Genomic DNA, 12,871 nt, shown 5'->3' with positions numbered 1-12,871 from the left:
CTACGCCACCTGCGAGCCGTTGGAGGAGACGAGTTTCGGCCGGTCAATGCGGCGCGTCTTCAGTTCACGCGCGGACGCCATGGCGCGCATCACCGTATCGCGCGGACCGTCGACAAGAATGCGCCCTTTATCGAGCACGATGATCCGGTCCACGAGGCGCACCATCGACATGCGATGCGTCACCACAAGCAATGTCTTGCCCTTGGTCGCGGTTTCAAGGCGCGCGATCAGCGCGGCTTCTGCTTGCGCATCGAGGGCGCTTGAAGGTTCGTCCAGCAACAGGATCGACGGCTTCGGCGCCAGGGCGCGCGCCAGCGCAATCGCCTGACGCTGGCCGCCGGAAAGGCCTTCGCCGCGTTCCGCGAGACGCTGGTCATAGCCGCCTGCGGTCGAGCCGATAAATTCATGCACGCCGGAAATTCTGGCCGCTTCGATGATGTCGTCGTCAGACACACTATCGAGACCAAGCGCGATGTTTTCGCGAATGCTCCCCGAAAACAAACACACATCCTGAAGCACGGCGCCGATATTGGCGCGCAGATCCGACGGGCGAAGCTGACGCACATCCGTGTCGTCAACCAGCACAGAGCCTTCGCTCGGCTGATAGACGCCGGTCACCTGACGCACGATGGTGCTTTTGCCGGAACCGTTCTTGCCGAGGATCGCAACCCGTTCACCCGGCTCAATGGTGAAGCTGACTTCATCCAGCGCCTTGGCGCCGGAGCCGTCATAAGAGAAAGCGACATCGCGAAACTCGATTTTGCCTTTCAGGACAGGGCGGGCGAGATATTCGCGGCCCGCTTCGGTTTCGCTTTTCGTCGTCATCAACTCATTGAGCGACTTGTAAGAGGCGAGCGCGCCATTGACGCGGCTCAACAGCGAAGCGACCTGTCCGAGCGGGCCCATGGCGCGGCCCGTGAGAATGACGCTGGCGATCAGAGCGCCGGTGGTGATTTCATTGGCGGTGACCAGAAACACGCCGATGACGACGACGCCGACCTGGCTCGCCTGTTGCGCAAAGCCGGAAGCGTTGACGGCGAACTGATTTAAAAACCGGCCTATCGCGGAAATCTTTGCGTGGCGCGCAACACCGGAACGCCAGCGCGCGCGCATCAGCCCTTCCGCCTTCACGGATTTGATGGTCTCAAGCCCGCCCAGCGTTTCGATCAGCACGGCGTTTTTGTGATGACCTTCGGCCATCGCCTGCTGGGTGCGCTTCATGATCAATGGCTGGATCAGGACGCCGGAGACGATCGCCAGCAACACGCCGATCAGCGGCACCAGCGCGATCGGTCCGCCAATCAGGGCGATCATCGCGATGAAGAAGAAAATAAACGGCAGGTCGACAATGGCGACAAGCGTTGCAGAGGAAAAGAAGTCCCGGAGATTGTCAAACTCGCGCACCAGCCCGGCGATCTGGCCGGTGGCGCCGCGGCGCGATTCAAGACGCATCGCCATCAGATTGTCAAAGACGCTGGCGCCGACGGTCGCATCAAGGCGCTGTCCGGCGATATCGATGAAATAACCGCGCAATGATTTCAGCATGAAATCGAAAATATGCGCGAGGACGACGCCGATGGTCAGGGCGATCAGCGATTCTACCGCCTGGTTCGGCAACACCCGGTCATAGACCGTCATGATGAAAAAGGACGAGACCAGACCGAGCAAATTGACAATCGTCGCGGCGAGAATGGTTTGACCATAGATCGACGCATTGTCGCGCAAAGGCCCGAACAGCCAGTGCGATGTAGGCGCAAGATCTTTCAGGAACGAAGCTTTCATCATCGCGTCGCCCCTTGCAGCTCATCGCCATACTGATTTTGCGGCGAGAACCGGTCGATCAAATCGCCGGTCTGCTCCATCAGCGCATAGCCGGCCATGTCGCGACTGGACAGGGCGATGACATAAGCGACGCCCGCTTCGAAATAATCGCTTTCCGATTGCAGCACATCGATAAGATCGCCGCGCGAGAGTTTGTAGCGTTCAAGCACGAGGTCGCGCGTGATGTCATGGGCGACAAGCGCTTCGCCAAGCGCGGCGAGCCGTTCATCGGCGCCTTGTACGCGCTCATACGCCATCGCCGCTTCGCGGGCCACATCCTTGCGGGTCTGCTCTTCATTGAAGCGTTCGCGTTTGGCGCGTGAGCGCGCAACGGAAATGTCTGCTGCGCGGCCGCCGCCATTGAAAATGTCGTAATTGACGACAACCCCGGCGCGCACGTCGAAATCATCGCCAGTGTCGAACACGTCATATTTCACCGCATCGACAGACAAGCGCACTTCCGGCAGGCGCGATGCGCGCGCGGCTTTAAAATCCGCCTGACGCGCATCGGCGCGCGCTTCCGCCACCGCGATTTCCGGATTGGCCACCAGAGCCGCGGCCACCGTTTCGTTGCGAGAGTCCATTGCAGGCTCTGCGAGGGCGGGACGGCGCAATTGCGGCGGCGCTTCGCCAAAAAATTCTTCGTACTGGATATCCGCGATCCGCATGCTCTCATGGATCTCTGCGAGACGCGCGCGCGCTGCGGCAAGGCGCGCTTCGGCGCGGGTGACATCGGCTTTCGAACCGGCGCCCAGACGCTCGCGCTCTTTCACATTGTCGAGGATTTCCTGCTGACGGCGGATAAAGCTTTTGGAGAATGCGGTCAGCGCCTGATGGGCAGCAACGTCGTGATAGGCGGTGAGCGCCGCCATAGCGAGATCGTTGATCCGCGTGTCGAGCGCGTTTTCATATTCGGCGCTCAAGGCGCGCGCGCTGCGAATGCGATTGATGGTGGCGCCGCCGTCAAAGATCAATTGCGAGGCGGAAACCCCGGCGGTGAATTGCTCACGCGGGCGCAGCGATTCCACGACATTGTCCGTGCCGGTGGCGAAATCGCGGGTGATCGAATAATCGCCGCGAAACTGTGTCGACAATTGCGGATACAGGCTGGAGCGCGCGGAGCGGCGCATGGCGCCCGCCTCTTCCAGATTGCTCGCTTGCGCATGAAAAGCGGGATGGCGCCCGACCGCGCGCTGAATGGCGGCGGCGAAATCCATCGGCGTTTTTTCCGACGACACCAGGTAACCCGCATCGCCGAGCGCTTTCACCACGCTTTGATCGGCGTTCAGCCGGCGGCGCGACGGCGCTTGCGTCGGCGCTTTTTCCACAGGCTCGACCATGTCTTCGGGATAGAGCGAACCGTAATATTTGGGATCAGCAGGCGTAGCCGCAGCGATGGGTGCGGACGCAGCCCAGATCGCCGCGCCGGATAGCAACATCGCCTGTAGCCTGAACATCAAACGCACCCGCGAACTTTCGACAACCGCTCCCCGGAAAAACAGCGATCGCGTTAAGGTTAACTAAAACCTTCAATAGGGCCAGATCACTGAGAAAGGCTTAACCGGCGTCTCTCTGCACGAGCAACGGTAGGATGGGAAATGAAAGTTTCTTAAAATTCCAACACTCAGGATTTAAATAGTTTTTAGCTACTTTCCCAAGACTGAAAATGCGCCCCCCGCGCGAAAAAGCCCGTCAAATCAGCATTTCTTCGCTATCGAAGCGGATCATGTGGACCGATTCTCAGAAATTCGGAAGGGTTCCGGACGCAATCAACGCCTCAATTCCGGCATAACAGGCATATCCGATCGCAGCGCCCGCCGCCGCCGTCAGCAGCAACAGGGCCTCCTCCCTCACGCGCAGCAATTCAAATCGCCGGAGCTCCCACGCCAGATAGGGGATGGCCGCCGCCTGGGCGAGGCAAAGAGCCGCGACCAGCGCCAGTGGCCCCCACAGAAAATATGCGGCCGGCCCGGCGGTCAGGATCCAGCCGAGACGGAACAAATTGGCATATAGCGCGACCTTGACGAGATCCTTTCGCCACGATGGCGTTTTCTGCTGGCGCTGCGAATAATCGCGCCAAGGGCCGCAAGCAAAGCAGGGACAGATAAAGCCCGGCGCCGAGATAATTGTCGTTGTAGAGAATGCGCACCAGCAACTCGCCGCCGCCGATAAGCCCGCCCACGCCAAAAGCGAAAAGCAGGATGATCGACCTCTTGGCGCTATAATAGACTTCCTTGGCGCGCGCCGGATCTTCGCGGTTGGTCTGCGCGAAACGCGGCAGGAAAACACGCATGACATATTCGTTGGTCAACGTCATGACCGCCGTCACCAGCGTCGTCGCGATAGTGAATTTGCCGAGCTCGGCGATCGGAAAATAATTCGCGATGACAACCGTATTCGCCTGCGTCATCAAAATGGCGACAATGCTAGCGGGAATGATGATGCGCCAGAAGCGCCACAGATCGCGCACATGCGCAGGGTCCAGGCGGAAACGCACAGGCGGTCCCTTTAACAGCGTATAGCTGGCGACCAGCCCGAAAAACGAACTCGTAAACATCGAGATGACGATCGCCCAATAGCTACGCAGGAAATAAGCGGCGATGATTGTCGTCAGCGTGAGAATGAGGAATTTGACGAATTCGATCACGGTCAATCGCACCACGCCGCGATTGCGCTCGGTGAGGTTCAAAGACAAGCCAGTGACGCCGTCGATCAGAAACGGCAATGCGCAAACACGGATCGCAAGCGCGGTTTCCGGCGCGTTGTAAATCTCTGCGAAGTACCCCGCCCCGACAAACATGATGGCGAACAATACGGCGTTGCGGATCAGGCGAACCGTCCACACCGTCTGCATCGCTTCATCATCGCCGGTTTCGTGGCGGATGATGTAAGCCCGAAGCCCCATATCGGAGACCATGTTGAGGATGTAGGAAATCGACGTGATGATGCCGATGACGCCATAGGCTTCCGGCGCAAGCAGGCGCGTGACGATCAGGCTGCTGCCAATGCGCAGCGCCATCTGCGTCACATGCGATGCGATCAGCAATTGAGACCCGTCGCCGAGCGCCGAACGGGCGCGCAGAGCGAGCGCGCGAAAATCAGGTGCGACGGACAAATCTCGCTCCATAGGGAACCGGCCCCGTCACCTTGGCGCGCGCCGGCGCCTGCTGGTCTTCCTCCGGCGCCGCTTCGGTCGGCGCATCCGCCGCCATCTCCGCCGCTTCGCGCGACGTCGCCGCCAGTCGCGCCTGCGCCACCAGCAAGGCGAGGAAAATATACAGGTAATTTGGAACCTGATTGACCAGACTGATGGTGCCGATCAGAGCGAGATAGCCAAATTGCAAAGACAGGGAAAATGCGAGCACGCGGCGCTGGTCCTGCTGCGCTGGCGTGGCGGCGCGAAAATCAGGCATCAGGCTCAATTCCTTCAGCCCGCCGCGTATCGCAATCAGATTGGCGGCGACGAAAGCGCCAAGACCGGCAAGGCCGTAAAACAGCACAATCTGGATATAGCCGTTGACGAGATCGATAATCCCCTCGCCCTGGCGCAAATGCGCAAAGCGCGCACTCCCCATAAAATCGCTTGAGCCGAAAAACGGACGATCCTTGATTTGTTCGATGCTGGTGCGAATGAGTTCCGCGCGGTAGGAAACCGTGCCATATTCATCCTGCAGCAAATCGCTGTCATTGAAGACCATGGTAAACCCGGCGAACACCACGGCGATGGACGCTGCATAAAACATTTTGCGCATGCCCGCGCCGGTGCGAAGAAATATGTAGTAGCAGGCGATGCAGGCGAACGCCCCAAGCCAGCCGCCGCGCGCGCCGGTTGCAAATGTGGCGAAGCCAAACAACGCGATGCACCCCAGAAACATATGCCCGGGCAATGATTTCAACAAACGGTACCGCATCGCCAGCAATATTCCCGCCACCGCCAAAAAGCCGAGCAGCGAGGGAATGACCGTCGCGCCGACACGCACGAAGCCGTTGCGAAAATCAAAATAAGCCTTTGCGCTGCCGACATCAGCAAGCCCGGCGTAATAGTTCCACGATTGCACGGCGCTGATGGCGCCGATCATCGACACGATCACAAAGGATGCGAAAATCGCCGCCAGCGCCCATTCGAAATCCTTTCGCGTCGTCAAGCTGCGGCTGATGACGACAAAAGGAATATAGATCAGCAACATCTGATCCACGACGGCGCGCAACATGCTGGTGAAGGGCAGATCGCGCAGCGACATGACGCCGGTAAACAGCGTGAAGAACAATAACAATCGTTCGACATTCTTTAAGTGGCTTGGACCTTTGGAGAACGCCACACGAAAAAACACCGGCGCCAGCAGAATAAGCGTCGCTTCCTTGGCGTAGTCCAGCTTGATCAGAAAATTCAGCCCGGGAAACGGCACGTCATAGGTCATGCCGACAGGCAGCGCCGCCACAACGCCGAGATACAAGAACACTGCGCCGCGCTTATGGGTTGCGCTGACAACGCTCAACATGACGCCAAGCGCGACGAACACGATGGGCCGACTCGGCAGGAAAAACGCAATCGCCGCCGCAATCACCCATGCCGCGCCGATCGAGACGACCATGCCGCGATCTTCCCGGTTGGCGACAAGCACCGCGACAGAGGCCGCGATGGCTGTAAAGATGACGGCGACGATGGTGAAGTTCATGGCTGCGCCGCCTTTCGGCGCTGCGCCGCTTCAATCACCTGCTCAAAGAAACCGAGCGCCGCGTCAGCGATCGCTTCAGGTGCGAACATGCGTTCTGCGGCGCGCCGTCCCGCCGCGCCAATCTGCGCGGCGTAGTCCGGATTGGCGAGGCATTGTTCGATCCGCGCTTGCAGGCTGGCCGCATCGCCGACCGGCGCAAACAGCGTTTCTTCGCCATCCACAAGATATTCCGAAAGCCCCGGCGTCGCACTGGTCACGGTCGGCGCGCCCAGCGCCAAGGCTTCGGTGACGGCGTAAGGGAAGGTTTCATAGCGCGAAGCGGACAGGCTGATCAGCGCCTGACGCCGCAAGCCGGGAATGTTTTCGCGCGGCACGCGGCCTAAAAATTCAATACGCGACCGCGCGCGCTCTGAAAGGTTGGCCGCAATGAAATCGGGAAAATTCAGCGTGGCTCCGTCAGGACCATCGACACCGTGATCAGCGCCTGCCATGACAAGGCGCGCCTGCGGGAAGCGCTCCAGCGCCGCGTCAAACGCCTTTAGCGCAAGATCGGCGCCTTTCAACGAGTCAAACCGGCCGACGAAAAGAATGGTGTTGCGGTCGCATCCGTCGAGGGTCCAGCCTTCATTGGCGGGCGCAATGTCAATCGGATTGGGATAGGCCGCGCAGACCGGAAAATTCAATCCGTAGCGGGACGATACCGCATCGCGCAATGCGCCCGACGGAAATGACGCCGCATCCGCTGCTTCATAGGCGCGGCGCTCTTCGGCGATGCGCTGCAGATCCGGTCGTTGATGGGGCGGCTGCTTCACCAGAAAATGCGGCCCATGGGAACGGATCACGACAGGCGCGGAAGTCGCGCCAACCGATGTCAGCGGCAAGCCGAAGCTTTCTTCGGCCTCGAAAATATCGATGGGTTTTTGCCGGTGCGCTTCGATCAGCGTATGGACCAGGCGGCGGCGGCCATAATCATAGTCGAAATACTGATCGCTCAAGGCGGCGCGCACGCGATTGATCTGGGTTTCAGCGAAACCGCGCGGCGGCCGGCCCACGGGAAACAGGCCCGGATCGCGAAGCTCATTATCGAGCGTGCGCATAGCCAGAATAACGCATTCATGACCCTTGTTTTCCAGCGCACGGCGCATCGTATCGACATAGGTCGCGATGCCGTTTTGCGCCAGAGACACTGGCCAGAGAGGCGTCAGGAAAGCAATTCGCATGAGACAGGGCGCCGGGTTTTTACGTGAGCTAACACACGAGAAAGCAATATTGGCGGTTTTTGCGAAAGGATTTGTTAACGCCGCGCCATCCCCCGCCTTCGGCGCGCGCCGGCGTCGCCTTAAAGGCCCGGCGGATCGGGGTCAAGCCGTTGAAAAATATTTGATTTTTTCGTCGCGCGCCGGGCTGCACGGAAGCCTCAATGGTACCGCCTTCTGGGATCGAACCAGAGACCTCTAGATCCACAATCTAGCGCTCTAACCTACTGAGCTAAGGCGGCTCTTTTTGAAGAGCGCGGAACCTACGCGCGGGCGGGCGCTATTTCAAGCGGTCCCGCCGTGGTTTTTCGCGGCGCGCCGCAACGCGCCTGCGGCCGGTCAGGAGCCGGATTTAAGCAGCGCGATTTCCTGCTTGAGGCGGGCGATGCGGGTCGCATCCGACGGGTGGGTCGAGAGGAATTCCGGCGGCGCGCCATTCTTGCTGGCGGACATTTTCTCCCAGAATTTGACCGCTTCGCTTGGGTCATAGCCGGCGCGGGCCATATAGCGCACGCCGAATTTGTCGGCCTCCAGCTCATGCTTGCGCGAGAATGGCAGCAACACGCCGACCTGCGCGCCAAGCCCCAGCGCCTGCATGGCGGCGGAGCCGACCTGGCTGCCGCCGACCACGGCGCTGCCGGCGCCAAGCGCGGTCTGCGCCGCCGCGGTCTGGCTGTAGCGCTCGCCGGAATGGTTGAAATTCACATGCGCGACCTCATGCCCCATCACGGCGGCGATCTGGTCGTCATTTTCCATGATGTCGAGAATGCCGGTGTAAATGCCGATCTTGCCGCCGGGCAGCGCGAAGGCGTTAAGCTGGTCGGATTTGAAGACCTGGACTTCCCATTCCGCCGGATTGCCGCCTGCGGCCTGAATGATCTTCGGCGCAACGCGGTTGACCCGGCTGGTGTATTTTGAATCCGTGGTGATCGGCTCCTGCTTCTTCAGGTCGGTCCAGGCGGAGCTTGCAAGTTCCGCCATCTGGCCCTGGCTGACAAACAGCAACTGATTGCGGCCCAGCGTTTCATTATAGGCGCACGCACCCGCCACCAGCACGCCAAGCACGGCGAGACCGCGCAACATCGCAGCCGGAATTGAATTCAAAAGGGTTTTCATCGGACGCATCCTCCAGCCAAGCTTGTCTGTTAACTATGGATCATAGGCCAAGGAGACAACGGCCTCAATGCGAACGCCAGCGGAACAGCAGTTGAATCAGGGCCAAAAAACCGGCCCCGACATCAAGGCTCGAGTTCGCAATCCCAATAGAGGAAATCCTGCCAGCTTTCATGCAGGTAGTGAGGCGGAAAGGCGCGCCCGCGCTCATTCAGCTCAAACATGGAAGGGCGCGTCGGCGTGCGGGCCGGAAACATTTTCGCCTGACGCGGCGTGCGTCCGCCCTTTTTGATGTTGCAGGCGCTGCAGGCCGCGACAATGTTCTCCCAGGTCGTGCGGCCGCCTTCGCAACGCGGCGTCACATGATCGAAGGTCAGATGATCGCGCGCCGTCGAGCCGCAATATTGGCAACTGAAACTGTCGCGCAGAAAAACATTGAATCGCGTAAAGGCCGGGGCGCGCGAATGGCTGACATAGCTTTTCAGCGACACCACCGAAGGCAGGCGCATTTCAAAATTCGCGCTGTGCACTTTGGTTTCATATTGCGCGACAACATCGACGCGATCGAGGAACACCGCTTTCAGCGTGTCCTGCCATGACCAGAGCGACAATGGGAAATAGCTGAGCGGGCGAAAGTCCGCATTCAGAACAAGCGCCGGACAGGCCTCGGGAGAACGCAGCGCAACAGACATCAGCGCGCCTCCCGCGAGGCCGAAATATCAAACCAGTAATGCTGACTCAAACTCGTGAAAGCGGGATCTCCCCTGCTGTCGTGATAGTTTAGCCGGTTCGTTTCCATCATGCCTATATATGATTCTGCATGACAGAAGTTTGAAGATGTGGGCGATATTTTCGCAACAGTCTAAAAAACCGATAAAAAGGCCGTCGAAAAGCCGCCAGCGCCGTGCGAAAATGGCGGTTTCGAGAACCGGCGCGCAGTGTGCATTCAGGCCCATGAGCACCGGAAGCGCAGAAACGGCCATTTGCAGCCGGTGATCGCGGCTTTTCAAATTGGCGTCCGCCCCCGAATATGGGCGTAATAAGTCCAGAGAATATGCGCCGCGACGCCGCGATAGGGCCGCCATTTCGCCGCACGCCCATCAAGCATTTTCATATCCGGCTCCGGCCCACGAAGGCGGGTCGCGCGCCAGGCGCCGAGCAGCGCCACATCGCCAGGCGGCCAGATATCCACCCGCCCCTCGCAAAAGAGGAGATAAATCGCCGCGGTCCACGGGCCGATGCCCTTGATTTTTTGCAGCGCGAGAGAGGCGTCCTGATCGCCAAGCGCCGCCAGCGTCGGCTCGTCGATAGCGCCGGACGTCCAGTGCTCCGCCAGCGCTGTCACATAGCGCACTTTCGGACCGGAGAGGCCAAACCCGCGCAGGCCCTCTTCGCCCTGACGAAGCGCGTGGGCGGGATCGGTGCAATCCATCCCCGCCTGACAGCGCGCCCAGATCGCCTGGGCGCTCGGCACCGACACCTGTTGTTCGACAATGATGCGGAACAGCGCTTCAAAACCGCCGGGACGGCGGCGAATATGCGGCTCGCCAATCGCATCGAGGGCGCGGGCAAACCCCGCTTCTTTGTTGGCGAGCGCCGCGCAGGCCTCACGCGTGTCGCCGAAAACGTCGAGGCGGTTGGTCAGTATTTGCACTCTTCGTACAATTTTTTCGCGTCGCCTTTGAGGTCACCAAGGAAATGCTGCGCCGTATATTCGCCCATGGTGACGCCGCTTTTCGCGATCTTCACCAGCGGGTCGAGATAGGTGGTTTCGTCTTCTTTCAGATTGCCCATGCGCGCGCGTTTTTTCAGACCGGCGCGGGAAATGTCGAGGATTTCCATCGCCACATCCTGCACCCTGCGATCGCCTATCTGCGCCTGCAACCCGAATCTTGCGGCGTCATTGCGAAGCGCCTCGCGCATATCCGTGGTCCAGCCCTTGGCCACATCCCAGGCGGCGGCCAGCGCATCCTCATCATACAACAGCCCGACCCAGAACGCCGGCAGCGCGCAAATGCGCGACCATGGCCCGCCATCGGCGCCGCGCATTTCAAGGAAGGTCTTCAGGCGCACTTCAGGAAAGGCCGTAGACAGATGATCTTCCCAGTCTTCCATGGTCGGCGTTTCGCCGGGCAGCGCCGGCAGCTTGCCCGCAAGGAAGTCGCGGAAGGATTGCCCCGCCGCATCGATGAATTTGTTGTTGCGCCGGACAAAATACATCGGCACGTCGAGCATGTAATCGCGATAACGCTCAAAGCCGAAACCGTCTTCAAAGACGAAATTCAAAAGCCCGGTGCGATCCGCATCCGTATCGGTCCAGATATGCGCGCGATAAGACGCATAGCCCGACGCCTTGCCTTCATAGAGACCGGAATTGGCGAATAGCGCCGTCGCAATCGGCTGCAGCGCCAGCGAGGTTTTGAATTTCATCGCCATGTCGGCTTCCGAGGCGAAGTCGAGATTGACCTGCACGGTGCAGGTCCGGTGCATCATGTCGAGGCCGAGATCGCCGACCTTGGGCATGTAATTGCGCATGATGGTGTAGCGCGATTTCGGCATTTGCGGGATCTGCGCGCGCGTCCATGTGGGCGTGAAGCCCATGCCGAGAAACGCAACGCCGAGCGGATCGCAAACCTTCTTCACCGCATCGAGATGGCGATGCACTTCGTCGCAAGTCTCGTGAATATTTTCGAGCGGCGCCCCGGAAAGCTCGAACTGTCCGCCGGGCTCAAGCGAAACGCTCGCATTATCGCCTTTCAGCCCGATGGGCAGGCCGTTTTCCGCAATGATGTCCCAGCCGGTTTCGGCCCCGAGTTTTTCAAGGATCGCGCGAATGCCCGCATCGCCGTCATAAGGCACTGGGTCGAGCGAAGTGCGGCAGAACACGAATTTTTCGTGCTCGGTGCCGATGCGCCATTTGTCTTTTGGCTTGCAGCCGCTGGCGAGATGCGCCGTCAGCTGATCAAGGGAAGTGATGGGCACAGCTGCGCCGGTTTGTTCTTTGGCGGTCGTCACAATATTCTCCAGCCCCATTTGCGAGCATCAACGCGCATCCCCACTAGGGTTGCCTCTATCGCGCACGGGGCGAAACGCCAAGCCTTAACCCCATCACGCTCCCGCGACATTAGCTCTTACGCCAGTCGCCAAGCGCCGCCTGCCACAAGACAAGCGCAGCAATAGCCGCCGTATCGGCGCGCAAAATGCGCGGACCGAGCGTCGCGGCGGTCACATATGACTTCGCTCTTAGTTGCTGGCGCTCCGCTGGCGAAAAGCCGCCTTCGGGCCCGGTGAGAATCGCCCATGAGGGGAAATTCGCATCAGCTTTGCTATCGGCGTTCTTTAGCGCATCTAACACCGGTTCGGCGCGGCCCGTCGGCCCGCCCCATTCCGCCGCCGCATCGTCGCCCGCTTCATCGCAGAACATCAGGCGCCGGTCTTCCGGCCAATCCTTAAGCAGCGCAGCGAGTTTAATTGGTTCGCCTACGGATGGAATAGACAGCCGCCCGCATTGCTCCGCCGCCTCTGTCGCAATTGCCTGCAGGCGCTCGATATTCAGTTTCGGCGCTGTCGTACGCTCGGTGATGACGGGGACAAGACGCGCCGCGCCGACCTCCACCGCCTTTTGCACAATCACCTCAAGCGGGCCGCGCTTGACCGGCGCGAAGCACAGCGTCAGATCAGGCTCCGCCGTCTGGTCCCTGGTCTTCTCCGTGACCTGCGCGGCGCCGGCCTTCTTTTTCAGTTCGATAATGCGCGCAGCGAATTCGCCGTCCTTGCCGTTGAACAGGCGCAGCTCGTCGCCCTCATTCCTGCGCAGGACGTTTTTGAGATAATGCGCCTGCTCCGCCGTAAGCGGCGCAGGAAGCCCCGCATGTAAGGGGCCATCAATGTAAAGGCGTGGGATCATGGGTTTCTATGTCCCCCGGCCAGCGGCAAGGTCAAGCCGCCTGAATTTGTCATCCCGGGGCCAACGCAGTTGGAGCCCGGGACCCAGCAAGGTGTGTT

The 12,871-nt window shown here is 60.0% G+C and carries 10 protein-coding genes and 1 tRNA gene; all 11 read right to left on the bottom strand.

The window, feature by feature from the left end; genetic code table 11:
• Nucleotides 1-1,785 carry a type I secretion system permease/ATPase gene (locus AC0L8G_RS04235; RefSeq protein ID WP_473387076.1) on the bottom strand — a complete coding sequence of 595 codons (1,785 nt, stop codon included), beginning with the start codon at nt 1,783-1,785 and terminating at the stop codon, nt 1-3.
• Complete coding sequence (locus AC0L8G_RS04230) at nt 1,782-3,278, bottom strand: TolC family protein (protein WP_473387074.1); 1,497 nt, start codon at nt 3,276-3,278, stop codon at nt 1,782-1,784. The genes AC0L8G_RS04235 and AC0L8G_RS04230 overlap by 4 nt, the downstream gene beginning before the upstream one ends.
• Nucleotides 3,279-3,685: 407 nt before the next feature.
• Complete coding sequence (locus tag AC0L8G_RS04225; RefSeq protein WP_473387072.1) at nt 3,686-4,936, bottom strand: oligosaccharide flippase family protein; 1,251 nt, start codon at nt 4,934-4,936, stop codon at nt 3,686-3,688.
• Nucleotides 4,920-6,497, bottom strand: a complete 1,578-nt coding sequence (locus AC0L8G_RS04220) for an O-antigen ligase family protein (RefSeq protein WP_473387070.1) — start codon at nt 6,495-6,497, stop codon at nt 4,920-4,922. The genes AC0L8G_RS04225 and AC0L8G_RS04220 overlap by 17 nt, the downstream gene beginning before the upstream one ends.
• Nucleotides 6,494-7,717, bottom strand: a complete 1,224-nt coding sequence (locus AC0L8G_RS04215) for a glycosyltransferase family 4 protein (protein ID WP_473387068.1) — start codon at nt 7,715-7,717, stop codon at nt 6,494-6,496. The genes AC0L8G_RS04220 and AC0L8G_RS04215 overlap by 4 nt, the downstream gene beginning before the upstream one ends.
• A 201-nt stretch (nt 7,718-7,918) precedes the next feature.
• Nucleotides 7,919-7,995, bottom strand: a tRNA-His gene (locus tag AC0L8G_RS04210).
• A gap of 97 nt (nt 7,996-8,092) precedes the next feature.
• Nucleotides 8,093-8,869 carry a M48 family metallopeptidase gene (locus tag AC0L8G_RS04205; RefSeq protein WP_473387065.1) on the bottom strand — a complete coding sequence of 259 codons (777 nt, stop codon included), beginning with the start codon at nt 8,867-8,869 and terminating at the stop codon, nt 8,093-8,095.
• Between the two features lie 122 nt (nt 8,870-8,991).
• Nucleotides 8,992-9,558 (bottom strand): HNH endonuclease, encoded by a 567-nt coding sequence (locus AC0L8G_RS04200; RefSeq protein WP_473387064.1) that lies wholly within the window; start codon nt 9,556-9,558, stop codon nt 8,992-8,994.
• Between the two features lie 314 nt (nt 9,559-9,872).
• The gene (locus AC0L8G_RS04195) at nt 9,873-10,520 is read right to left on the bottom strand and encodes a DNA-3-methyladenine glycosylase family protein (RefSeq protein WP_473387063.1); all 648 of its coding nucleotides are present in this window, start codon (nt 10,518-10,520) and stop codon (nt 9,873-9,875) included.
• The gene (locus AC0L8G_RS04190; protein ID WP_473387061.1) at nt 10,508-11,881 is read right to left on the bottom strand and encodes a glutamate--cysteine ligase; all 1,374 of its coding nucleotides are present in this window, start codon (nt 11,879-11,881) and stop codon (nt 10,508-10,510) included. The genes AC0L8G_RS04195 and AC0L8G_RS04190 overlap by 13 nt, the downstream gene beginning before the upstream one ends.
• Nucleotides 11,882-11,990: 109 nt before the next feature.
• Complete coding sequence (locus tag AC0L8G_RS04185) at nt 11,991-12,773, bottom strand: 16S rRNA (uracil(1498)-N(3))-methyltransferase (protein WP_473387060.1); 783 nt, start codon at nt 12,771-12,773, stop codon at nt 11,991-11,993.
• Nucleotides 12,774-12,871 lie beyond the last annotated feature (98 nt).

This window comes from Hyphococcus sp. D3-15 (genome assembly GCF_055809375.1).
The sequence above is the reverse complement of the archived record's forward strand: the minus strand, read 5'-3'. Positions and strand labels throughout refer to the sequence as shown.